The 20,100-nt window shown below is 68.0% G+C and carries 22 protein-coding genes; 8 read left to right on the top strand and 14 right to left on the bottom strand.

The genetic code is table 11. From position 1 onward, the window contains the following. Window positions 1-5: 5 nt before the first annotated feature. The 4 genes from BLU18_RS08875 to BLU18_RS08890 all read right to left on the bottom strand — a co-directional run bounded on the left by BLU18_RS08875 (window position 6) and on the right by BLU18_RS08890 (window position 3,580). Window positions 6-1,163, bottom strand: a complete 1,158-nt coding sequence (locus BLU18_RS08875; RefSeq protein WP_092634128.1) for a GAF domain-containing sensor histidine kinase — start codon at window positions 1,161-1,163, stop codon at window positions 6-8. Window positions 1,164-1,263: 100 nt separating this feature from the next. Then, complete coding sequence (locus tag BLU18_RS08880) at window positions 1,264-1,539, bottom strand: MoaD-like domain-containing protein (protein ID WP_092634130.1); 276 nt, start codon at window positions 1,537-1,539, stop codon at window positions 1,264-1,266. Between the two features lie 164 nt (window positions 1,540-1,703). Then, a complete protein-coding gene (locus BLU18_RS08885) occupies window positions 1,704-2,345 on the bottom strand; it encodes a hypothetical protein (protein WP_092634132.1) in 642 nt (213 codons plus the stop codon). Beyond that, on the bottom strand, window positions 2,342-3,580 hold the full coding sequence (locus BLU18_RS08890; protein WP_092634134.1) for an outer membrane protein assembly factor BamB family protein: 1,239 nt from the start codon (window positions 3,578-3,580) through the stop codon (window positions 2,342-2,344). The genes BLU18_RS08885 and BLU18_RS08890 overlap by 4 nt, the downstream gene beginning before the upstream one ends. Window positions 3,581-3,672: 92 nt before the next feature. Between BLU18_RS08890 and BLU18_RS08895 the strand changes: the two genes are divergently transcribed. Genes BLU18_RS08895 through BLU18_RS08905 form a run of 3 tightly spaced genes read left to right on the top strand, consistent with a single transcriptional unit; the run spans window position 3,673 to window position 6,098 of the window. Further along, window positions 3,673-4,074: a CBS domain-containing protein gene (locus BLU18_RS08895; RefSeq protein WP_092634137.1), complete on the top strand. Its 402-nt coding sequence runs from the start codon at window positions 3,673-3,675 to the stop codon at window positions 4,072-4,074. A 40-nt stretch (window positions 4,075-4,114) separates the two neighbouring features. After that, entirely contained in the window at window positions 4,115-4,921 is an 807-nt protein-coding gene (locus BLU18_RS08900) for a DUF4013 domain-containing protein (RefSeq protein ID WP_092634139.1), read from the top strand. 49 nt (window positions 4,922-4,970) lie between these two features. Then, complete coding sequence (locus BLU18_RS08905) at window positions 4,971-6,098, top strand: DUF63 family protein (RefSeq protein WP_092634140.1); 1,128 nt, start codon at window positions 4,971-4,973, stop codon at window positions 6,096-6,098. On the opposite strand, the gene BLU18_RS08910 is transcribed toward BLU18_RS08905, so the two are convergent. Next, a complete protein-coding gene (locus BLU18_RS08910; protein WP_092634142.1) occupies window positions 6,095-7,780 on the bottom strand; it encodes a YcaO-like family protein in 1,686 nt (561 codons plus the stop codon). The genes BLU18_RS08905 and BLU18_RS08910 overlap by 4 nt on opposite strands. A 124-nt stretch (window positions 7,781-7,904) precedes the next feature. After that, window positions 7,905-8,720, bottom strand: a complete 816-nt coding sequence (tbsP, locus tag BLU18_RS08915; protein WP_092634144.1) for a transcriptional regulator TbsP — start codon at window positions 8,718-8,720, stop codon at window positions 7,905-7,907. Window positions 8,721-8,865: 145 nt separating this feature from the next. On the opposite strand from tbsP, the gene glyA reads away from it, so the two are divergent. Then, window positions 8,866-10,113: a serine hydroxymethyltransferase gene (gene glyA, locus BLU18_RS08920; protein ID WP_092634146.1), complete on the top strand. Its 1,248-nt coding sequence runs from the start codon at window positions 8,866-8,868 to the stop codon at window positions 10,111-10,113. 80 nt (window positions 10,114-10,193) lie between these two features. On the opposite strand, the gene BLU18_RS08925 is transcribed toward glyA, so the two are convergent. Further along, window positions 10,194-10,640, bottom strand: coding sequence for a universal stress protein (locus tag BLU18_RS08925; RefSeq protein ID WP_092634148.1), 447 nt, complete (start codon window positions 10,638-10,640; stop codon window positions 10,194-10,196). A 91-nt stretch (window positions 10,641-10,731) separates the two neighbouring features. On the opposite strand from BLU18_RS08925, the gene BLU18_RS08930 reads away from it, so the two are divergent. Continuing rightward, window positions 10,732-11,619 carry a tetrahydrofolate dehydrogenase/cyclohydrolase catalytic domain-containing protein gene (locus tag BLU18_RS08930; protein ID WP_092634150.1) on the top strand — a complete coding sequence of 296 codons (888 nt, stop codon included), beginning with the start codon at window positions 10,732-10,734 and terminating at the stop codon, window positions 11,617-11,619. Here BLU18_RS08930 and BLU18_RS08935 read toward each other — a convergent pair. The 4 genes from BLU18_RS08935 to BLU18_RS08950 all read right to left on the bottom strand — a co-directional run bounded on the left by BLU18_RS08935 (window position 11,611) and on the right by BLU18_RS08950 (window position 15,330). Beyond that, a complete protein-coding gene (locus tag BLU18_RS08935) occupies window positions 11,611-12,321 on the bottom strand; it encodes a DUF7117 family protein (RefSeq protein WP_092634152.1) in 711 nt (236 codons plus the stop codon). The two genes, BLU18_RS08930 and BLU18_RS08935, sit on opposite strands and share 9 nt — an antisense overlap. 258 nt (window positions 12,322-12,579) lie before the next feature. Beyond that, window positions 12,580-13,710 (bottom strand): AI-2E family transporter, encoded by a 1,131-nt coding sequence (locus tag BLU18_RS08940; protein ID WP_092634154.1) that lies wholly within the window; start codon window positions 13,708-13,710, stop codon window positions 12,580-12,582. A 42-nt stretch (window positions 13,711-13,752) separates the two neighbouring features. Next, window positions 13,753-14,733, bottom strand: a complete 981-nt coding sequence (gene fen / locus BLU18_RS08945) for a flap endonuclease-1 (protein WP_092634156.1) — start codon at window positions 14,731-14,733, stop codon at window positions 13,753-13,755. A gap of 27 nt (window positions 14,734-14,760) precedes the next feature. Continuing rightward, window positions 14,761-15,330: a GNAT family N-acetyltransferase gene (locus tag BLU18_RS08950; RefSeq protein WP_092634158.1), complete on the bottom strand. Its 570-nt coding sequence runs from the start codon at window positions 15,328-15,330 to the stop codon at window positions 14,761-14,763. A 99-nt stretch (window positions 15,331-15,429) separates the two neighbouring features. On the opposite strand from BLU18_RS08950, the gene BLU18_RS08955 reads away from it, so the two are divergent. Next, the gene (locus BLU18_RS08955; protein ID WP_092634160.1) at window positions 15,430-15,849 is read left to right on the top strand and encodes a DUF3054 domain-containing protein; all 420 of its coding nucleotides are present in this window, start codon (window positions 15,430-15,432) and stop codon (window positions 15,847-15,849) included. On the opposite strand, the gene BLU18_RS08960 is transcribed toward BLU18_RS08955, so the two are convergent. Continuing rightward, on the bottom strand, window positions 15,846-17,165 hold the full coding sequence (locus tag BLU18_RS08960; protein ID WP_092634162.1) for an MFS transporter: 1,320 nt from the start codon (window positions 17,163-17,165) through the stop codon (window positions 15,846-15,848). The genes BLU18_RS08955 and BLU18_RS08960 overlap by 4 nt on opposite strands. A 186-nt stretch (window positions 17,166-17,351) precedes the next feature. Between BLU18_RS08960 and BLU18_RS08965 the strand changes: the two genes are divergently transcribed. Both BLU18_RS08965 and BLU18_RS08970 read left to right on the top strand, forming a co-directional pair. Further along, on the top strand, window positions 17,352-17,807 hold the full coding sequence (locus BLU18_RS08965) for a hypothetical protein (RefSeq protein ID WP_245697936.1): 456 nt from the start codon (window positions 17,352-17,354) through the stop codon (window positions 17,805-17,807). Between the two features lie 41 nt (window positions 17,808-17,848). Further along, the gene (locus BLU18_RS08970; protein WP_092634164.1) at window positions 17,849-18,850 is read left to right on the top strand and encodes an ornithine cyclodeaminase family protein; all 1,002 of its coding nucleotides are present in this window, start codon (window positions 17,849-17,851) and stop codon (window positions 18,848-18,850) included. On the opposite strand, the gene BLU18_RS14870 is transcribed toward BLU18_RS08970, so the two are convergent. Next, window positions 18,851-19,021, bottom strand: coding sequence for a hypothetical protein (locus BLU18_RS14870; RefSeq protein ID WP_176791217.1), 171 nt, complete (start codon window positions 19,019-19,021; stop codon window positions 18,851-18,853). 1 nt (window position 19,022) lies between these two features. Continuing rightward, entirely contained in the window at window positions 19,023-20,090 is a 1,068-nt protein-coding gene (locus BLU18_RS08975) for an mRNA surveillance protein pelota (protein WP_092634166.1), read from the bottom strand. Window positions 20,091-20,100 lie beyond the last annotated feature (10 nt).

Genomic DNA, 20,100 nt, shown 5'->3' on the forward strand with positions numbered 1-20,100 from the left:
GACGCTCATTTTCGCAGTCTGATCTCGACACAGGCACCAGCGACTGCCTCGTCGACCCGAATCGTGCCGTCGAGGCTCTGGACGATCCAGTGAACGAGCCACAGGCCGAGACCGCTGCCGTGTTCGAGTGGCGTCTCCTCGCCCGTCAGTAACACCTGTCGCTCCTGTTGGGGAATCCCGGGGCCGTCGTCTTCGACCCGTATCGTCACCGCCTCCTCTGTCTCCGTCACCCCCAACTCGACGGTTCGCGGGGATGGCTGGTGGATGACGGCGTTCTCGACGAGCTCTCGCAACGCCGTCTCCAGCCGCGCGTCGCTCCGGGCGTATGCGGCCTCGGGCGTTCGCACGTGAACCGATACGGCGGGATACTCGTTGTCGAGTTCGCGCGCGACTCGAACGACGTACGGCACCACGTCCTCCTCCTGCGGTTCGGCTGGTGCGTTCAGGGTGGCTTCGAGGGTCTGTGCCGTCTCGGCGAGGTCCAAGAGCTCGGTACTGCTCCGGACGATGCGGTCGGCGAAGTCGGCCTCACGGCCGTCGAGTCGCTTTTGCAGCTCCATCGCGAAGCCCACGATAACGCTCATCTCGTTTCGGAGATTGTGCCTGAGCACCCGGTTCAGCACGCCGATGAGTTGGTTTCGCTTTCGGAGTTGCGCCCGGCTCTCCTCCAGTTCGTGCTCGCGGGTGTGGCGTTCGATGGCCTGCCCGATGAGTTCGGCGAACAGCTCCACGAAGTACGTCTCCGCCTCCGTGAACGCCGATCCTCGCTGCTCCGTATCGGCGAAACACACCGTCCCGTAGGGCTCGTCGCCGACCGTGATTTTGGCGCCGATATACGTCCCGAGGTCGAACGCCTCCACGGCCTTCTCGGAGATTTCGTCGGACACGTGGGAGTCCTGGATGGCGAGCGCGCTGTCTATCTGAAACGTCCGCCGGCAGTACGCCTCGTCGAGCGGGCACGTCTCGCCGGGTTGGATGAGCGGGTGCTCGCCGGTAGCGTAGACGATTTCTTGGGTATCGTTGTGTATCTGCGTGACGAAGCCGATCGGAAGTTGGAGATAGTCTGCACCGAGGCCGAGCGCCGACCGGATTTTCGCGTCCGGGTCGGCTTCCGGGTTTGCGAAGACGTCGTAGAGCCGTTCGCGGTAGCTAGCCGAGTCCATCGATGACACTGACGTATCCTCGATTGCTGTCGGGACGGTGAAAAGTGTGTGGTGGGCCCACGGCACACACTACTCGGCGAGAGGCTATCTGGCGTCGCGTTTATCCGCCAGCGCGCATCGCCTTCCGCGCGAAGCGTTCGATGAGTGAATCGAGTGCCGCGGGGTCGCCCTCGAAGACGACGTCCACCTGTGTCAGCGTCGTCGACGGGCCAATACTGACGGTCTGTGTCGACAGGTCGGCGGCCCAGTCGTCGGCTTCGACACGGCCGTCGTCAACCTGTGTGGCGCCCAGATTCTCGAGATACTTGATTGCCAGCCGCTTCGATATCCCTCGGAACGAGCGCTCTCGCTGTACCTCGTGCTCGTTCGCGCTCATCTGTCCCTGCCTCGGAACGACCGCTGTGAATGATGTACCATACCCTTCGTACCCGCTCTGAAAGCAAAAGAGAGAGGGCGACGTGCGTCCGCCTCGCACGACCGATCTGAAGTGGTGCAATCGGGGCCGTGCCGCGAGCGGTGGACGACAGCCCGCGCGAGGGTTCACCCGCGCGACGGTCGCTCCCAGAGGTCGACACCGACGACGAGCGCGGCGACCGAGAGTGGAAGGAGGACGACCAGTCCGCCGAGTGGTTCGAACGAGACGCCGGCGGCCATATCGACGGCGACGAACACCCCCGAGACGAGGGGGCCGCCGACGAGTGCGGCGCCGAGACGGCGGTGGTCGTCGCGCAGGTAGCCGACGCCCCACGCCATCAGCGACGGAAACAGGAGCACGACGCCGAGCAGCCCGAGTGCCACGCCAATCAGGACGTTCATCGCCGAGGTGATGTCGTCCGTGGCGACCCCTTGCGTCGACATGACGAGCATCGTGCCCAGCGCGACGATGGCGGCGCCGACGACGCCGATAGCGGCGAACCAGCGCTGCCAGCGGGCCAGCGACTCTCGGTCGCGCCAGAGTAGCGAGAGGAGACCGACCAACAGGAGTAGCGTCGCCGCCACGGCGACGACGGGAATCACGGTGCGCTCGACCCACAGCGAACTGAAAAGCGGCGGGTCGAACACGTAGGAGTCGGTCGGTTGCGGGCCAAACCAGCGCGAGGGGACGCCGACGAGTGCGACGAAGAGGCCGCCGAGGACGGTCATGCCGCCACCGACGCGGAGGGAGGGCGTCCACACGGTCACGCACCCCCGAATCCGACGACGGTGCCGCGATGCGTCGCGAGTACACCGCCGCCGTTGAGCACCGCCGGCGACAGGACCCGGTCACCGGTCGAGAACCCCCACGTCACTTCGCCGAAGCGCGCGGTGAAGGTGAGCAACTCGACGGCCCGTCCGACGCCCTCGTCGTTTGGCTGTAGGGTAAACACGTGTTCGCCGGCCGCGGCCGCGACGGCGCCTTCGGTCGTGCGCGAACACCACCGCGGCTCCGGCGGGTCCGTCGACCGGTCGAACGCGAACGTCGCGTCGGCCGCCTCGCCCGGGCGTTCGACCACGTATATCGTGTCGTCGGTGACGACCGGCGCGGAGAAGTTCCGACCGCCGCCGCGGTCGACCTGCCACAGCTCCTCCCCACCGTCGAGCGAGAGCGCCGTCAGTCCGCCGTAGGACCCGAGATACACCGTGCCGTCGGTGGCGACGGGGTACGTTTCGCCCGTCCGCGACGCCGACCACCGGCGGTCGCCGGTCGCCGCGTCGAGTGCGACCGTCTCCTCGTCGCCGACTGCGACGACCGTCCCGTCGGCCACCGCGGGAGCGGCGGCGGACACCTCGGCCGTCCACTCCTCCGTGCCGTCCGCCGAGAGTCGGACGACGCGGTCGTCCGCGGGGACGACGACGCCGTCGTCGAGCGCCGTCGGGACCCCCGCGGTCGTCGACGGCCCGTATCGCCACGCCGTCTGCCCGTCGTCTGCGTCGAGCGCGACGAGGCCGTTCTCCGTGGCCAGGTGGACGCGCCCGCCGGCGACGACTGGGGGCACGATATCGTCTTCGTCCTCCGTCGCCGTCCCCGTCGCCACCGGCCCGATGGAGTCGCTGCGCCAGCGCACGGACCCGTCGCGGAGGGCGAGCGCGACGACCTGATCCCCGGTGGCGAGATAGACGGTGCCGTTCGCGACGGTCGGCGAACTCACCGCGTTCACGTCGGTCTCCGGTGTCGAGACGGTCGTTTCCCAGTGTGCCGTCGGCGATTCCGGGAGCCGACGCGATGGCGCGTAGCCGGTGTTGCCGGCGTCGAACTGTGGCGCCGGCCACGAGCCACCGGGGACCGTGTCGAAGCCGTCGCCGGCGTCGTCGGGCCCGAACACCGCCGACGGCGTCGGGTCGTCGTCGTCTGGACACGACGAGGAACAGCCGGCGACGCTGGCGCCGGCACTCGCCGCGAGCGTTCCGAGGAACGTCCTGCGAGTCGTGGAGGGCATCGACTCTGTGTTGTGAAACCGCCGTGATATTTCCCCCGGTCGTGTTTCATAGCAGCCGTCCCTTTATCACTGTTCGAGTGGTACGGTGACGTATGACACGAGTCCGCGACGTGATGACGACGCCGATGCTCACGCTGGACGCCGAGACGCCCGTCAGCGAGGCGGCCCGCGGGATGCTGGAGGCCGGCATCAAATCGGTCGTCGTCGTCGGCGAGGCCTGCCGACCCGAGGGCATCTTGACCTCGACGGACGCCGTCCGGGTCGCCGCCGACGAGGCGTCGGCCGCGGAGGCGACCGTCGGCGACTACATGGCGACGGACGTGGTGACGGTCGGCCCGGACGACTCCCTCGACGCCGCCGCACGTCGGATGCTCGACGCCGACGTGAGTCACCTACCCGTGACCGACGCCGACGGCGACGGGATGGGCATCCTGACGACGACTGACTTAGCCGAGGCGCTGTCCGACGCCGACCCCGTCACACAGTCTGGATAAGCGAGCAAGACCTTTCACATCACCCCGTGAACAGGTCGGTATGGCTCTCGACATCGAACGAGTCGTCACGTATCCGACGGAGTCGGACGAGTGGATCAAGACCGTCATCATCGGCGGTCTGCTGACGCTCCTGTCGATTCTCGTCGTTCCCGCGTTCTTCGTGTACGGCTACGTCGTTCGCGCGCTGCGGGCGGGCATCCACGACGAGGAACCGCCGGTCTTCGACGAGTGGGGGGCGATGTTCAAAGAGGGTCTCGTCGCCTTCGTCGTCATCATCGTCTATCAACTGATTCCGCTCGTCCTCATGGCGGTGACTGTCGGCGGGTCAGTCATGGCCCTCGCCTCCGGGAGTGAAGCCGGGGCGGGAATCGGCCTCGTCGGCCTGTTGGGTGGGTTCGCAATCTCGCTCCTCTTGGCTCTCGTGTTCGGCTATGTCGGTCTGGTCGGCCTCGCCAACTACGCCCACACCGGGCGGGTCGGCGCCGCGTTCGACCTTGACGTGATTCGCAAGGCGTCGCTCGACTCCGCCTACGCCGTCCCGTGGCTCTACGGCGTCGCCGTCATGTTCGGTGCGGCAGCCGCCGCGAGCATCCTCGGCATCGTCCCCATCATCGGCGCCATCGCGGGCGTGTTCGTCACGTTCTACGGGCAGATTGCCGCCGCGTGGGTTTGGGGCCGGGGATTCGGCGACGCGATGGGGATTGCTCCCGACGGTCCGTCCGGTGAGACGGGCGGTGGCGGGGATTCGTTCGAGACGACGGCGTCCGAGGGTGTCGGCGAGGAGGCTGATACCCCCGACGATGCATCGCCGGAGACGGCAACTGACGACGACTCGCAGACGCCCTGACCGAGCGACAACCACAACGCTGAAACGCGCCGCGGTTGGCCGTAGACGTATGCCAACGGTCGCCGAGCGTCTCGATGTCGACCCGGCCCGGCTCTGGGCCGGGGCGGTCCTCGCTCTCCTCGCCGCTCTCATCGGCGGCTCGATTCTCTTCCCACGCATCGTCTACGACGGCTTCGTCTGGCACTTCTTCTGGGGGCCAGTGCAGGCCGACGCCAACGCCGCCACCTGCGCCATCCGCGAAGGCGGCACCACGCAGTATCTGTACGCCGACTCGGCGTGTCGCGCGGCCGCCGAACCCGTTGCCTACCCCGGCTACACGCTCGTCTCCGAGGTGGGTTACGTCGTCACGCTCCTCATCGCGCTCTCGGGCGTCGGCTTCCTCCTCCAGCGCCTCGACATCGGCTCCGAGCGCGACATGTTCTTCGCCCTCCTGCCGTTCGTCTTCTTCGGCGGCGCGCTCCGCGTCGTCGAGGACGTCACCGACGCCGCCGCGGGCGCGGTCATCGGCTACCCGCTCAACACGCTCATCATCAGTCCGATCATCTACTTCACCGTCTTCGCCGTGACACTCGTCGCCCTCCTCGCGAGCGTCGCCCTCGTCCGCCAGGGCGTAGCCGAGCACTACACCCGCCCGCTGTTCGGCATCGGATCGGTCGTCCTCGTCGTGACCCTTCTCTTCTTGCTCTGGAGCGCCATCACCGGCCCCGGAACGCTCCACCCGCAGGTCCTCGTCGTCACCCTCGCGGGCGCGACGCTCTCGGCGTGGGGGACGTGGTGGCTGGTCGAACGGTTCGCGCCCGTCGTCAACGCCGGGACGGGCCGACTCGGGTTCGTCGTCATCTGGGGACACGCCGTCGACGGCGTCGCCAACGTCGTCGGCTTGGACTGGATGGTCGCGCTCGGTGCAGGGCCGAACCTCATCCCGAAACACCCCGTCAACAGCGCCATCGTCGACATCACGGCCTCGGCGCTCCCGCCCGCCGTCCTCGCAGTGACCGGCGACACGTGGCCTTTCCTCGTCGTGAAACTCGTCGCCGCGACGGCCGTCGTCTGGCTGTTCGACGAGCAGATATTCGAGGACAGCCCGCGGTACGCCATCGTCCTCATGGTCGCCATCCTCGCGGTGGGGCTGGGCCCCGGGACGCGGGACATGCTCCGCGCGACGATTGGCGTCTAAGGGAAGGGGTGGAACGCCCGGTTCGGTCGCGGTTCGTAGCCCAGTTCCTGTGGCACCGTCTCTATCCGCTCGCCGAAGTACGGTTCGTCGACGAACAGCGGTTGGGCCTCGGGACTGAGGACGCGCACCGCCTCGAAGCCCAGGTCCGCCACGTCCGGCGTCGTCACACGGGCGGCGTACACCGAGAGCGCGTCGCTGGCGCGTTCGACGAGGGCGTCCAGTTCCGCGGCGCCCGACACGTCGGCACCGACGCTCGACGCCGGCACGTCGCCGTCGCTGTCGACGAACGCCTGCGCGTCGGGCGGGAAGGTGCCGTAGTGGCCGATTGCGCCCTCCTCTTCCCGTGCTTGCTCGGGCCCCATCGCCCGCAGCTCCATCCAGTTCTGGAGCGCCTCCGCGAGCGCTCCCCGCGCCGCCGCGACGGCGTCTAAGTCCGCGCCCGTGCCGACGGCGAACTGCGGCCACTCCCCCTCGCGGTGGACGGCGACGGCGACGACTGGAACGTCAACGTCTGCGGTGAGCAAGAGCGGCGTCACGGTCAAGTCCTCGGCCCGCGCCCGGTCGACCAGCGCCTCGAACCCCTCGTCCGCCACCGACAGGCCCAGTGGCTCGTACGTCGAGTACCACGAGAGCATCGCCGCATCGCGTTCGATGACTTCGTATAGCCCCGAACGGAGCGCCTCGGACCCCGAATTGCCGAGTCCCAACCCGGTAGTGATGGCGGGGCGTGGCCGCTCCGCCGGCGGCGGGTAGTGGACGAGCGACGCCGGGAGCGCCACCTCCGCGTCCGTTGCCAGGTCCTCACCCGGCACCCACGGAATGTCGTCGTCGCTCGTGTCGCCCTCTGGTTGGACGAACGCCGCGGGCGACACTGTCCGCCGGCCGTCGACCGTCTCCGCCGACGGCGGGGCGGTGGTGAACGCGTCGGTGTGGTAGACGCCGGCGCAGTACCGCTCCAGCCCCTCGCCGAGGGCTTTCATGAACGCCCGGTCCCAGTCGTGGTCGACGCCGGCGGTGAAGGGGGCGGCCCGCGCGTCGCTGAAGGCCGTCGTGTCCGTCGTCGTCGCCAGATAGTACGGCACTGGGAACGACTCGCGTTCGCCGACCTGTGTCACGAGGCCGACTCGGTCGTCGACGGCCTGCTCGCCGCGTGCGAGTGCGTCGTCCAGCGAGGCGTCCCGGTGGTCGCGCCGGAGCGTCCGGTCGCGTTCGGCGGGTCGCGGGACGCGATGCACGCGCCGTTCGGCGCCGGGCACCTCGACGACGGTCCCGGCCACGTCGTCGCCGCTGAGTAGCGAGACGGCGCGGTGGCCGGCGACGGCGCCCGCGAGGCGGACGGCGCTTCGACTTCCCGTCGCGTCGCCGGTGGTCTCCTCCTCGGCCGCCGCCGCGACGCGCATCTGGAGGTCACGGTAGCCGACGCCGTCGGCGAAGACGGAGACGGCGGCGTCGAGGTCCGGAATCACGCGCCCGCCGAGGCCACCGATTTCGACCGCGACCCAGCGCCGCGCGGCGTCGTCCGCACGCTCGAAGGCCGGGGCGCCCGCGGGTGCGATGACGACGCCGAGAGGGTACGACCCGAACTCGTCGGGCGTCGCCGTCGTCGGCGTCGCGTCGATGTCGTCCAGCGCGGCCCGCACCGACTCGGCGGCCGGTCCGGTCCCCGCGATACCAACGTCCATGCGACGGTCGACGCTCGCCGTCGGGAAAAGTGAACTGACCGCGCTCGGGCGGTTTGTGAGTCAGTACCGCAGGTTCGCCGAGACGGGGCGGCGAACCACCGGAAAACAGTCACAACAATCCGCCTCAGGCGGTTCGGTTGAGCGTCACCGCGGCGAGTTCCGCCGGCGTCACCTCGTCGAAGCGGTCCTCGTTGAGCTTGAGTCGCAGTCGCGGCCGACCCACGTCGATGGGGACTTTCTCCGTCCTGATGAGCCCCTCCTCCTCCAGCGTCGTCTTGGTGCGGGAGAAGGTCGCCTTGCTCGCGATGCCCACGTCCTCGCCCCACTTGCTGATGTCGTACAACAGGACGTCGTTGCGGGCCGCGACGAGGATGGTGAGCGTCACCTCGTCGAACTCCCCGCCGGCCTCGCGGGCGTCCTCCAGCGCCGACAGCGTCGCGTCGAAGTCGGCACGCGTATCCTGACCAATCTCTTCGCCGAGCGTCTCCCGAATCCGAGACAGCGGCGGCGTTCGCAGGTCGAACTCGTCTGCGTTCTCCCAGCGCGTCTCGTAGGTGTTGCGGGCCGCCTCAACGAACTCGTCGTCATCGTCGCCGAGTGCCGCCACCTGGTCACCTGCCTCGACGAGCGTCCACACCGTGGTGTCGGTGATGAGCAGCGTGTTCGACGCGCCCCGGCCCGTCCTGATGCTGAGCGTCTCCGAGGCGACGTGGTCCGCGGCGTTGCTCGCCACCACGAAGTCGTCCATCACCTCTTTCAACAGCGCCGCGTCGGCCAACAGCCGAATCGTCGGCGGGTCCGCCGCGGCAGTCGTGACAGCGGTGAGCGCTTCGACAGTCTCTGCGCTCGGGTCGACCACCAACAGCGACGACGACGACTCGAATACCTGCTCCAGTATCTCCTCTAAGCTCTCCCCGTGCAGATTCGCCCCGGCGACCATGGGAGCAATATCCACACATCCGTATTTAATTTTAACGCAGGTTCAGGGGCGTAACAGAGTATTTTCAGGCGTAGATTCTACTGAATTTTGTCGGTTGGCGACTCGCGAGAGATACCTTTATGCCGCGCTTGGCACGCGGATACGCATGGACTACAGTCACCTCCGCGCGACGGATTCGGCCGTCGCCACCGCCATCGACGACGAGGAAGCGCGCCAGCGGACCACCCTCTCGATGATTGCCTCCGAGAACCACGCGAGTCAGGCCGTCATCGAGGCACAGGGGAGCGTCTTCACCAACAAGTACGCCGAGGGCTACCCCGGCGAGCGCTACTACGCCGGCTGCCAGTTCGCGGACGTCGTCGAGGAACTCGCCATCGAGCGCGCGACGGAGCTGTGGGGCGCCGAGCACGTCAACGTCCAGCCCCACAGCGGGTCGCAGGCGAACATGGCCGTCTACTTCGCCATGCTGAATCCGGGCGACAAGATTCTCTCGCTCGAACTCGAACACGGCGGCCACCTCAGCCACGGCCACCCCGCGAACTTCGCCGGCCAGCTGTACGAGGTGGAACACTACCGCGTCGACCCCGAGACGGGGTATCTCGACTACGAGCAACTCGCAGAAACGGCCGACGAGTTCGACCCCGACGCCATCGTCTCCGGCTTCTCTGCCTACCCCCGACAGGTCGACTGGGAGCGCATCGACGCCGTCGCCGACGCCGTCAACGCCCTGCACATCGCCGACATCGCACACATCACGGGTCTCGTCGCCGCGGGCGTCCACCCCTCGCCCGTCGGCATCGCCGACTTCGTCACCGGGAGCACGCACAAGACCATCCGCGCCGGCCGCGGCGGTATCATCATGTGCGGCGATGAACACGCCGACGCCATCAACAACGCCGTCTTCCCCGGCGTGCAGGGCGGGCCGCTGATGCACAACATCGCCGGGAAGGCGGTGGGCTTCCGCGAGGCACTCGACGACTCCTTCACCGACTACGCCGAACAGGTGATCGAGAACGCCCGCGCCCTCGGCGACCAGCTCGCCGACCACGGCCTCTCGCTGGTCTCCGGCGGCACCGATACGCACCTGGTGTTGGTCGACCTGCGCGACTCGCATCCGGACCTCTCCGGCGGCGACGCGGAGGCGGCCCTGGAGGAGACGGGAGTCGTCCTCAACGCCAACACCGTCCCCGGCGAGACGCGGTCACCGTTCGACCCGAGCGGAATCCGCGCCGGCACCGCGGGGCTCACGACTCGCGGCTTCGACGCCGCCGACATGCGCGAGGTGGGTGACCTCATCGCGCGTGTCCTCGACGCCCCCGAAGACGAGTCGGTCCTCGCCGACGTGAGCGACCGGGTCGACGACCTCTGTGGCGCGAACCCGCTGTACGACTAATCGGGCGTCTCGGAACTCGAACGCGGTTCTCGTCGGCCCGTCCCGACGAGAATCGCTCGGCGATTCCAAGACCGCGATGCTTACTCGACCTCGGTCTTGACGACCGTCACGGCCTGGTCGGCCAGTCGCACCACGCGGTCGGTGACGCTGCCCAGCAGACTCCGGTACTCCGTGGGGTGGCGACGAGTGCCGAGGACGATGAGGTCGATACCGTTCTCGTCGGCGTAGTCGACGATTTCCTCGTGGGGACGGCCGTGCTGGAGTGTCTCCACGACTTCGACGCCGTGGTCGGCGGCCCGCTCCCGGACCGCCGCGAGGGTGTCCTCGCCGACCTCCTCCAGACCGTGCTCCGGTCCCTCGCGTTCGTCGACGTACTCGTCGCCGCTGTACGCGGAGTAGACGTCGCTGTCGACGACGAAGAGGACGTGGAGCATGGCGTCGTGGAGCGCCGCCAGGCGGATGGCGTGGGCCGTCGCGTTCTCCGAGCCGCGTTCGCCGTCCGTCGCGAGCAGTATGTCGTCGTACATACACGTCCCTTCGACCCCGACCGACAAAACCGTGGGTGTCGATACTGCACCAACCAACGCGTTGAAGGCGGTTCATCGCGCCTGTCGGGACATGACTCAGATCATCGACGGCAACGCCGTCGCCAGCGACGTGCGTGACGGACTCGCGACAGCTATCGACCAGTTGGCCGACGCCGACGTGACGCCGACGCTCGCGACAGTGCTCATGAGCGACGACCCGGCGAGTGAGACGTATGTCTCCATGAAACAGCAGGACTGCGAAGAGGTAGGCATCGAAGCACTGGACGTGGAACTCGACCCCGAGGCGCCCGCCGAGGAACTGTTCGACACCGTCGAGGACCTGAACGCCGACCCCGATGTCAACGGCATCCTCGTCCAGATGCCCGTCCCGGACCACATCGACGACCAGTCGGTCATCCGCGCTATCGACCCCGCGAAAGACGTCGACGGCTTCCACCCCGAGAACGTGGGCCGTCTCGTCGCCGGTGACCCCGTGTTCAAGCCGTGTACGCCCCACGGCGTCCTGAAACTCCTCGACGCCGCGGACGTGGAGACGGAGGGCGCGGACGTGACCATCGTCGGCCGGTCGAACATCGTCGGCAAACCGCTCGCGAACCTCCTCGTCCAGAAGGCCGACTACGGCAACGCGACGGTGACCGTCTGTCACTCCCGGACCGACAATCTGGCCGAGAAGACCCAGCGCGCGGATGTCGTCGTCGCCGCCGTCGGCGTCCCCGAACTCGTCGACGGGTCGATGATTTCCGACGGCACCGTCGTCATCGACGTGGGCGTCAACCGCGTCGAACGCGACGGCGAATCGACGCTCGTCGGCGACGTTGACTTCGAGAGCGCCAAAGACGCCGCCAGCGCCATCACGCCTGTCCCCGGCGGCGTCGGCCCGATGACGCGCGCGATGCTGCTCTACAACACGGTCAAGGCGGCGAGCCGGCAGGAAGACGTGCCGGTCGACCTAGACTAAGGCCTCGAGTCGGTCCCGTGCCGACGCGAGCGCGGACATCTCGCCCTCGATCAGATACCGCCCCACGTCCCGCGTCGCCGCCACGAGCGACTCCGCTTCGTCCAGCGACACGTCGCCCTCGAGTGCCTGCACGCGCTTGACGTGTTCGTGAATCGTCCCGAGCGTCTGCCGTGCTTCCTCGTCGGGGTGTTCGTCCAGCCAGTCGGCCACGTCGTGGCGGTAGTCCGCGATGGCGTTCGCGTAGCCCAGCCCTCGCGCCGACGCCCACGCGTCCGAGACGGTATCGACCGGCGGGCGGCCCCCCTCGTCGGCGTCCCGGAGGAGCGCGTGGAGGTAGCGCTCGTCGGCGTCGGTTGGCTTTCGGGTCCGGTCGAACAGGTCGACCACCTGCAGGAGTTCGTTGGCGGCGAGGAGGGTGTCGTCGAGGGGTAGGAGGTCGCCTCCGTCGATGAAGCCACGCTGGCGGCGGTACTCGCGCAGGTCGCGTTTGCAGTCCTCGACGCAGTCGGCCAGGCGGTCCTCCGCCCACGCGGTCCGGTAGGGCGTCAGGTCGAGCGTTACGGGGGCGTCGGTGTGGAGCGTTCGCTCGTCGACGCCGACGCTTCGCAGACTCTCACACGAGGGACAGGCGACACTCCCCGTTTCGTAGTACGACCACCGGTGGCCACACGACTGACACTCCCGCTGGCCGCGAACCTTCATACCCGGCGTTGGCCGGGCGGCGACAAAAGACCGACGCTCCGGTGTGGTGGGGGCCTGTTGCGGCCTTTTCGACTCTCGTGTCATTCGAACAATCGCTCTGACAGCGAGGCGGTATCTTTATGTTTGGGTACTCATCAGTAACTGGTGACGCTTCGTCTGGAGGGCCGAAGCGTCAGCGGGGACCAATTCAGGGCGGCAAGCATCCACGCGATTTTCGCGTGGCTTGCTTCCTTTTCGTAACACCGGTGAGAAACGTCGCTACTCTTCGTCCGACTCGACCGTCACGAGCGACCCGGGGTCGACCGTGTACGGCTGGAGCGGTTCGCCGTCCATGAGCTCCGGGAGCACCAGTCGGGCGAAGTGAATGACCAACACCAGCAGCATCGGCGCGAGGAAGATACCGTACCAGCCGAAGAGGAGCGGCCCGAAGGTGTACGCAATCATCAGGCTGCCGACGTGGAGGCTCCGCCCGGAGACGTACGGCCGGAGCACCAAGTCCGGAATCGTGTCGACGATGACGAACGCGACGCCGGCGAACAGCGCGACGAACCAGAGTCCCGACGGGTCGGTCAGGACGCCCATCGCCGCGAGATAGAGCGCGACAGGGATGTAGACGAGTTTCATGCCGACGATTGGAATCAGGCTCGCAACGCCCGCGAGCAGTCCGACGAGGGGGGCCGCGGGAATCGCCAGTCCCGGCGGCGCGTAGACGTTCAGAATCGAGAACGCGAGCACGCCGATGCTCCCCGTCAACACGGCGTTGAGGATGTTGCCGAAGAAGATGGCCTTGAAGTCACGGTCGACGGCGCGGGCGTACGCTTCGAGGACGCCCCGGTCGTCGCCGAACTTTCTGACCGTCCACCGGCCGAGGCGGTGGCCGTCGCGGAGCAGATAGAACGCGAGTGCGAGCATCACGAACAGGTGGACGGCGCCGACGCCGACGAACGCCACCGTGTCGACGGCGGACCCGAGCGAGGAGACGAGCGAGCGGATGCCCTGACTGGTCAGGTACTGGTTCGGGTCGAGTTCGAGGAGGGTCGCGGGGTCGGCGATGCTCCCGAGGAGGTCCTGATCGACGAGCGGCCACCGCGTCGGGTCGAACGCCCCCTCGTTGACGTACTTCAGGAGTTCGTCGAGTGCGATGCTCAGGGCGTAGACGATGAGCGCGAGTGCCGGGAGAGCGAGCGCGACCAGCGAGACGGCCGCGGCGAGACTCGGCGGCCTGATGCGGCGCTTCAACCGCCGGTAGATGGGCCGGGTGGCGTAGTAGATGAACACCCCGAAGACGAACGTGCCGATGAAGGTGTGGACGACGTAGACGAGCGCTGCCCCGAGGACGAGGCCGAAACTCCACCAGCCGAGGCGGAAGCGAGAGACCTGGAGGGACATGATGCTCACAGACGAGTGGGGTGGAGAAAAAACCTGCCGCGGCTACGTCCAGCGGTCCAGCCCCGTCTGGACCAGCGCGTCTTCGATGCGGTCGAAGCCGCGCGCCACCTCGTCGGCGTCGACCTCCCACTCCTCGACGACGAACTCCCGGGCGGCGGCCACGTCGGGGTCGAGGTCGAGGTCGAGGTCGTAGTCGTCGGTCACGGGCGGGTCGCGGAACAGGGTACGCACTCGGTCGGCGTTTGCCACCTGCCAGCCCTCGGCCTCAATGGCGCTCCAGAGGTCGCCGTGTTCGGTGATCGCCTTGAGCGCCGTCTTCGGCCCGACGCCGTCGACGCCGGGGTTGAAGTCCGTGCCACAGAGGACCGCCACGTCGACGAGCTGTTCGAGCGTGATGCCGTGACGGTCGAGCGTCGCGTCGAGGTCCATCAGCTCCGGTTCGCCTTTGCTCGTCAGTTGACGGAGCGTGTGGGGCGCACCGAACAACAGCGTGTCGTAGTCCTCGCTCCCTGCGTAGTCGGCGTCGCCCCGGCGGGCCATGTACGCCGCCTGCGCCTCTCCCTCGGCGGGTGCGTCGACGACGGGCACGTCCAGCAGACTCAGGAGGTCGCGCGTCGTCTCGAGAATCGTGTCGGTCAGGCGCTGCGTGCGGGCTTCGAGGCGCGCGGCTTCGACGGCGTCGCCGCGTTCCTCGGCTTCGGCCAGTCGCTCCTCGGCGCGTTCGCGTTTCGCGCGTCGCTCGCTCACCTCCGCGTCTTTCAGTTCCGTAACGCCCCCGTCGAAGACGAACACGGGCGTGATATCGTGGTCGAAAAATTTCGGGAGGCCCTGCACGACGCCGACGAGGTTCGCCACCTCCTCGCCCTCGGCGGTGGTGTACACCGCGTCGTTCGTCCACTTGACCGTCGTCGTGAGGTAGCGATACAGCCAGTTGTGCGCGTCGACGGCGACGACGCTTCCGGCCACCTCGTCCCACGACACGTCCGAGAGAGCGGCGAGTTGGCGGAGGTCTGCATTACCCATTGCCGCTCCGTACGGCGCCGTCCGATTTCAACTCCCGGGTTCGGCGTCGATAGGGGCGGGCGGGCCGGCCGCCGCCTTCGCGTCGAGTCGGTCCCGGGCCGCCGAATCGAGGTCGCGCTCTCGATAGCGGTCGAGGCCGTCGCGGTAGGCGTCGGCGTCGCGTGTCGCCGGTGCGTCGGCGGGTCGCTCGCAGACGAGTTCGGCCAGCCCCGTCTCGCGGCCGGTGAACGCGAACCCGGCGCGATAGGCAGCGACGAACGCCGCGGGGTTGTTGACGGCGATGCGGACCTGCTCGTAGCCGTGGTCGGCGGCGCGGGCGGCGACGAACGCCAGCAAGCGCGACCCGAGACCCTCGCCTTGCCGGTCGTCGCGGACGGTCACGTATCGCACCACGAGACAGTCGGCGTCGGTGCGGTCGGGGCTGAACGACGCGGCCGCGAGGACGTGGTCGGCGTACTTCCCCGCCGACTCGGCGCCGTCGCGGACGACGGCCTTCCCCGTCGACCCGACGACGAACTTGCCGGCGTACGCGAAGCGCCGGTAATCGAGTCGGAGCGTCGGGCCGTCTTCCGGCCAGCCGAGCACGGCGAACTCCATGGGCGGGCTACGCCACCGACCGGAAAACCGTTGGCGTTCGCGGTATCGGTCGTCGGGAAAAAACGAGAGAGCCATTAGGCCCCGGGCGAATGGCCGGATATGGCCAACGCAGTCGCGGACTTCTTCGAGCGTCGTCTGGACGGGCGCACGACCCCGATAGCGGTCGGTGACCTGCTTCTCATCGCCGTCCTGTTCAGCGGGGGGACGATTCGCCACCACGGCGTCGCCTTCGTCACGTCGAATCCGGGGTATCTCGCGGTGACCATCGCGCCCTTCCTCGTGGGCTGGATACTCGCCGCGCCGCTTCTCGGGGCCTACTCGCCCGGTGCCGCGGAGTCGTCGAAGGCGGCCGTCCCCCTCGCGCTCCGGTCGTGGCTCCTCGCGGACGCCATCGCACTCGGCATCCGGGCGACGCCGCTCGTCCACGGTGGGGTACAGTTGACGTTCGTCGCCGTCTCGCTCGGCGTCGGCCTCGTCGGCCTCGCAGTCTGGCGAACGGTCTACTTCAAACTCCGCTAAGCGGCGGTTTCGTCGGTTTCTTCGCTCTGTTTTCGGCGCAGGAGGACCGTCGCGAGCACCGCGGCGACGACGGCGACGCCAGCGAGCGTCGCGAAGAGCGCACTCGCGTTCGCGTAGGTGAGGATGGCACCGGCGAGCGCACCACCGAGGGCGCCGACGCCGAAGGTGCCGAGGTAGACGTAGCCGTACGAGAGGCCACGGGTGCCGGCGGGCGAGTAGTCGGCGACGGCGGCCTGATAGAGCGGCTGTGCCGCGAAGAGCGTCGCGCCGAAGAGCGCGCCGAAGACCAGCAGGGGCGCGATGCCCAGCGACGCCACGGGGAGGAAGGCAAGCGCGAGGACGGCGAGCGTGCCGAACACCGCTGCGATGCCCTTCTCCGGCGAGATGTGGTCGGTCAGTTTGCCGCCCACGTACTGGCCGGCGACGCCGACGAGTAGCAGGCCGGCGTAGAAGTATCGCTCGGGGTTGAGGGTCCGGTCACTGCTGGCCTCCAGTCCGGGGACGAGCGACGAGAGCGCGACGGGTTCGAAACCCGGCATTCCCGACAGCAGGTCGGGGAGGAAGGTCAACACGCCGCGGTAGTAGAGGCCGTTGGCGACGACGATGGCGAAGACGACGGCGAAGGCGCCGAAGAACAGCTGCTTCGAGGTAACGGCGAACTCGCCGAGCGAGTCGACGCCGCTCTGTCCGCGGGCCGTCCCGCTCCCATCGGTGGCGACGGCGTCGACGGCGGCCGTCTCGTCGAATTCCGCGCGCAGGGCGTACAACCCGGCGACGGCGGCGGGAACGGCGAGAATCATCGCCACCGTCGACCAGTCGAACAGCAGGAGGAGGATGGCGGTGACGAGCGGACCCAGACCGATGCCGAGGTTGCCCGCGATGCCGTGGTAGGCGAAGCCGGTTCCGCGCTCGTCGACACCCTTGCTGATGAGCGTCAGTCCCGCAGGGTGGTAGACGCTGGCCGCCGCGCCCCACAGCAAGAGTGCGAGCGTCACGACGACGAGCGTCGACGCGGTGCCGAGCAGGAAGAAGGCGCCGGCCATCCCGAACAGACAGACGGCGATGAGGCGCCGAGAGCCGAGGCGGTCGACGATGACGCCACCGGGGAGCGCACCGATACCGAACAGCGCGTACCCGGCGGTAACTATCAGCCCGAGCGTCGCTTGCGTGACGCCGAACTCCATCCCGCCGAGCTGGAGCACGTCGAACTCCAGCAGCCAGATAGAGACGAAAATCGGGATGGACAACTCGTAGGTATGGACCATCGCGTGGGCCAGCGACGCCAGCCCAACGATAGATCGGTCGTTCCCGTTCATACACGTAGTAACGGGTCCGAGGCATTTAATTGCTTCTGAGATGAACTTGAAATATAATTATTGTTAATGGCATCAGAACGAGTGGTGACGTGTGTCACTGCCCCGGCAGTCGCCATTACTGACACCGCCAGCCTCTCCGACGCGTCTGACAAAGGTATATTATCCTTCAGATGCTCGGTGTGGCATATGGTCAAGAGCACCGTCCGGTTTCCCGAGTCTGTTGTCGGCGAAATCGAAGCGCTGGTCGAGGACGGCCGTTTCGAGAGCAAATCCGAGTTCTATCGCTTCTCGACGGACTACGTCCTGAATCAGGTGCTCGACGATTACGACCCGGAGACCATCGACTACCGCGAAATCAAGTCGGAAGTGATGCCGGACCCCGAACAGACCCTCGGGGCCGACACCGACCGGGAGGAACCGCCTTTCTTCGAGTCGGTATCGTTCGTCCGCAAACTCGCGCTCCGCGGGAAGTTCAACGACGCCGAGGACTTCATCGACCACCAGTACGCGGCTGGTGACCGCCACGCCATCCTCCTCGAGGAGATGCTTCGGCTGTACCGCGCCGACCGGCGGAAACGGGCCGCCCCCGAACCGGTTCCCGACTCCGAGCGAGAACGCTCCGACCACGTCGAGCGCCCCTGACCGCGCCGTAGCTATAACTGTCGTCCGCTCGGACTCCGGATATGACCGAGACGCTGTTCCTGTCCAGCGACGACGTTGCCGGCCTCGCGACGCCCGCCGAGTACGTCGACGCCGTCCGCGACGGCTACCGCCAGCGCGGCGAGGGCGCGCCCGCCGACCCCCGGACCGCGCTCTACAACGACGACCCTGCCGGCCTGTTCACCTCCTACACCGCCGTCCTCCCCGACACGGGCGTGATGGGCGGCTACATGTACAGCGCCGGCTTCGGCGAGGGCGACGCGTGGTTCGTCACGCCGCTGTTCGACGCCGACTCCGGCGAACCGCTCGCGCTCCTCGACGGCGCGAGCATGAACCCGTTCAAGACGGGGGCGACGGGCGCCGTCGGCGTCGACGCCCTCGCCCGCCCCGACGCCACCGCCGTCGGTGTCTTCGGCTCCGGCGCGCAGGCCCGCGGCCAACTCCGCGCCATCGACACCGTCCGCGATATCGAAACCGTCTGGGTCTACTCCCCCACCAAGTCGAGTCGCGAGTCCTTCGCGGGCGAGATGGACCGCCGCCTCGACGCCAGCGTCGCCGCCGTCTCCTCCAGCGCCGCTGCCGTAGAGGGCGCCGACATCGTCGTCACCGCCACCAACTCGCCAGAACCGGTCTTCGACGGTGACTTACTCGACCCCGGGACGCACGTCACCGCGATGGGGCAGTACCACCCCGAGAAACGCGAACTCGACGAGCGGACCGTCGAGCGTGCGACGTACGTGGTCGACCTCCGCGACCGACTCACGCAGGACGCGGGGTCGTACATGCACGCCGTCGACTCCGGCGCTGTCGACGCCGACCACTGCCACGCCGAACTCGGTGAGGTGGTCGCGGGCGTCGCCGAGGGCCGGACCGACGAGGACGAAATCACCGTCTTCGACAGCGGTGGGACGGGCATCGAGACGGCCGCCGGCGCGGCCCTCGTGTACGAGAAGGCCCAGGACGCGGGACTGGGCAGCACCATCGACTTCGCCCCCGCGAGCGACGCGCTGACGGGGCGAGAGTAGTTACTCCGGCATCGCCAGCGCGCCGCCGAGGCCGAGACAGCCGAGCGCAACGACGCCGATGGGGACTACCGCGCCGGCGCCGAGTAGTCCGGCGACGAGCGCCACCGCGCCGCCGACGAAGAGGGCGCAGGCGACGCCGATGAGCGCCTGCCCGAGTTGGTGTCGCTGCATCTCACTCCAGTCGATAACGTAGCAATCCTGCGATGCCGCCGAGGTTCTTCAGGCGCTGTCCGGGGTCGAACTCCCCGGAGAAGACGACCACGTCCCCGCCTTGGCGCTCGACGGACGTGATTATCTCGTCGGCGTCCACGTCCCAATCGCCGCGTCCCTGTCGCTCCTCCCGGAGTCGGTCGTCGAGGACGAGGAGCGTCTCGATGGCGCCGTACTCCGCTGCTTCGGCGACTGCCTCGGGGCCGTACGTCGCCTTCTCGCCCGTCGCCATCCGCTCGGTCAAGTCGTCGATGAGTTCCGCCTCGCGGGCGATGCGCGTCTCTGTCTGCACGTCTTCGAGGGCGCCGCGCTTGAGCACTTCGTGGACGCCGCGGTCACCGACGCCCGAGGTGTCGACGGTGGTCGTCTTCTCGGACACGTCCGGGAACTCCTCATCGAAGTGGTCGAGGGCGTCCTGTTTCGTGAAGCCGGGGCCGGCGAGGATGACTGCGTCGGGGTCGAGGTGGGCCAGCGCCTCACCCAACTCCGCGAACAGTTCCTCGCGCGGGCGGGCGTACTCCCCCTTTCCAGTCGGGCGGGTGAACGACGCGTATTCCTCGGTGCCGTACTGGGCGACGGTGTGGACGTGCGCTTCGCCCTCCTCCACCGTCGCGATAGCCACGTCCGGGTTCTCGGACGCGGATTCGGCCTCCTCGATGCGCTCCATCTGGTCCGGCTTGAAGTGTTTGACAATCGTTAGCTCGTCGTGTTCCTCGACGTTAATCGTGTGGTGGTGGCCGAGCTGGTCCTCCCGGGAACAGCCGACGATAGTGCCGCCGACGCGCAGGCGGTTGGCGAAGCGGGCGAACTCCACGTCCTCGACTTCGAGGGTGACGTGGATGTGTTCGCGTTCGCCACCGGTGTCGCGCATCTGGTCGTCGGCGCGCTGGATGCGTCGACTCGTGTCGCCCTCGACGTCGTCGCCGGGTTCGAGGACGTAGGAGAGATGCCAGAGGTCGTCGACGTTCTCGGGGACGACCGTCAGTCGCGTGCGCCCCTCTTCGCCGCGACCACGGCTCTGAATTCGCATATCGGTGGGT

The organism is Haloplanus vescus (assembly GCF_900107665.1).
GTDB classification, from domain to species: domain Archaea; phylum Halobacteriota; class Halobacteria; order Halobacteriales; family Haloferacaceae; genus Haloplanus; species Haloplanus vescus.

Bases quoted from the DNA above. Each gene is read 5' to 3' on its own strand.
- glyA (WP_092634146.1), top strand. From the start codon at position 8,866: ATGGACTACAGTCACCTCCGCGCGACGGATTCGGCCGTCGCCACCGCC.
- BLU18_RS08965 (WP_245697936.1), top strand. From the start codon at position 17,352: ATGGTCAAGAGCACCGTCCGGTTTCCCGAGTCTGTTGTCGGCGAAATC.
- BLU18_RS08960 (WP_092634162.1), bottom strand. From the start codon at position 17,165: ATGAACGGGAACGACCGATCTATCGTTGGGCTGGCGTCGCTGGCCCAC.
- BLU18_RS08910 (WP_092634142.1), bottom strand. From the start codon at position 7,780: ATGGACGTTGGTATCGCGGGGACCGGACCGGCCGCCGAGTCGGTGCGG.
- BLU18_RS08875 (WP_092634128.1), bottom strand. From the start codon at position 1,163: ATGGACTCGGCTAGCTACCGCGAACGGCTCTACGACGTCTTCGCAAAC.
- BLU18_RS08905 (WP_092634140.1), top strand. From the start codon at position 4,971: ATGCCAACGGTCGCCGAGCGTCTCGATGTCGACCCGGCCCGGCTCTGG.
- BLU18_RS08890 (WP_092634134.1), bottom strand. From the start codon at position 3,580: ATGCCCTCCACGACTCGCAGGACGTTCCTCGGAACGCTCGCGGCGAGT.
- BLU18_RS08925 (WP_092634148.1), bottom strand. From the start codon at position 10,640: ATGTACGACGACATACTGCTCGCGACGGACGGCGAACGCGGCTCGGAG.
- BLU18_RS08970 (WP_092634164.1), top strand. From the start codon at position 17,849: ATGACCGAGACGCTGTTCCTGTCCAGCGACGACGTTGCCGGCCTCGCG.
- BLU18_RS08895 (WP_092634137.1), top strand. From the start codon at position 3,673: ATGACACGAGTCCGCGACGTGATGACGACGCCGATGCTCACGCTGGAC.
- BLU18_RS08880 (WP_092634130.1), bottom strand. From the start codon at position 1,539: ATGAGCGCGAACGAGCACGAGGTACAGCGAGAGCGCTCGTTCCGAGGG.
- BLU18_RS08935 (WP_092634152.1), bottom strand. From the start codon at position 12,321: ATGAAGGTTCGCGGCCAGCGGGAGTGTCAGTCGTGTGGCCACCGGTGG.
- BLU18_RS08975 (WP_092634166.1), bottom strand. From the start codon at position 20,090: ATGCGAATTCAGAGCCGTGGTCGCGGCGAAGAGGGGCGCACGCGACTG.
- BLU18_RS08940 (WP_092634154.1), bottom strand. From the start codon at position 13,710: ATGTCCCTCCAGGTCTCTCGCTTCCGCCTCGGCTGGTGGAGTTTCGGC.
- fen (WP_092634156.1), bottom strand. From the start codon at position 14,733: ATGGGTAATGCAGACCTCCGCCAACTCGCCGCTCTCTCGGACGTGTCG.
- BLU18_RS08955 (WP_092634160.1), top strand. From the start codon at position 15,430: ATGGCCAACGCAGTCGCGGACTTCTTCGAGCGTCGTCTGGACGGGCGC.
- BLU18_RS14870 (WP_176791217.1), bottom strand. From the start codon at position 19,021: ATGCAGCGACACCAACTCGGGCAGGCGCTCATCGGCGTCGCCTGCGCC.
- BLU18_RS08900 (WP_092634139.1), top strand. From the start codon at position 4,115: ATGGCTCTCGACATCGAACGAGTCGTCACGTATCCGACGGAGTCGGAC.
- tbsP (WP_092634144.1), bottom strand. From the start codon at position 8,720: ATGGTCGCCGGGGCGAATCTGCACGGGGAGAGCTTAGAGGAGATACTG.
- BLU18_RS08950 (WP_092634158.1), bottom strand. From the start codon at position 15,330: ATGGAGTTCGCCGTGCTCGGCTGGCCGGAAGACGGCCCGACGCTCCGA.
- BLU18_RS08930 (WP_092634150.1), top strand. From the start codon at position 10,732: ATGACTCAGATCATCGACGGCAACGCCGTCGCCAGCGACGTGCGTGAC.